General features: G+C 60.5%; 1 protein-coding gene. It reads right to left on the bottom strand.

Annotated features, from left to right (window positions below; translation table 11 throughout):
• Positions 1-14 precede the first annotated feature (14 nt).
• Positions 15-781, bottom strand: a protein-coding gene (locus AB4Z53_RS35380; protein WP_441600090.1) for an IS5 family transposase whose coding sequence is annotated in 2 segments (ribosomal slippage) — positions 15-449 and positions 452-781 — 765 coding nt in all. Because the reading frame shifts where the segments join, the coding sequence is not laid out codon by codon here.
• Positions 782-854 lie beyond the last annotated feature (73 nt).

Raw genomic sequence — 854 nt, 5'->3', positions numbered from 1 at the left:
CCTAGGGTCCGGACTCAATTGCACCAGTATGTGAGCGTGGCAGCGATTAGAGCTGCTGCGAGGAAATTTCTTGCCAGTTTGTCATACCGGGTGGCAATGCGCCGCCAATCCTTGAGCCTGCACCAGAGGCGCTCGACGAGGTTTCGGGCCTTGTATAGCTCACGATCGTAGGGGATCGGCGCTCGCCGGTTCGTGGTTGAAGGAATGACGACGATGGCGCCATTGGCGGCAATGGCAGCGCGGATGGCGTTGGTGTCGTAACCGCGGTCAGCGATGAGCCGATCGAAGCGACCTGCAGCCCGCTCGATCAAAGCGCCTGCCATGTTCATGTCGTTGATGTTGCCAGCCGACAGCATGAGCAGCCTTGGTCGGCCCTGGGCGTCGGTCAGTCCATGCAGCTTGCTCGTACGGCCACCACGCGAAACACCTATGGCTTGGGCRAAGGCCCCCCTTTTGCGCCGGCGGCAGAGCGGTGCGCCTTGATATGAGTGGCGTCCATTGCCACCGTGCCCCAGATGCCGTTGTGACCGGTCAGCGCCTCGAACAGGTCGAGCCAGATACCCTGTCGACTCCAGCGGTTGAAGCGATTGTAAACGGTGGTGTAGGGCCCATACTCAGGAGGGCAGTCGCGCCAGCGGGCACCGCACTTGAGCATGTGCACAATACCAGAGATCACCCGGCGGTCATCAACCCGATGTGCGCCCTTGCGTCCTCGCGGCAACAATGGCTCGATCCGAGCCCACTCCGCATCGCTCAACCAGGTCAACTGCCGCTGCTTCATCAAGGCCTCCAACTCCAAGACCTTGAATCACAATTTGGCAGAACCCGGAATCCCTATTGAGTACAGACCCTAG

This window comes from Ensifer sp. 2TAB8 (genome assembly GCF_052115125.1).
Classification (GTDB): Bacteria; Pseudomonadota; Alphaproteobacteria; order Rhizobiales; family Rhizobiaceae; genus Ensifer.
This window is presented reverse-complemented; position numbering and strand designations above follow the sequence as displayed.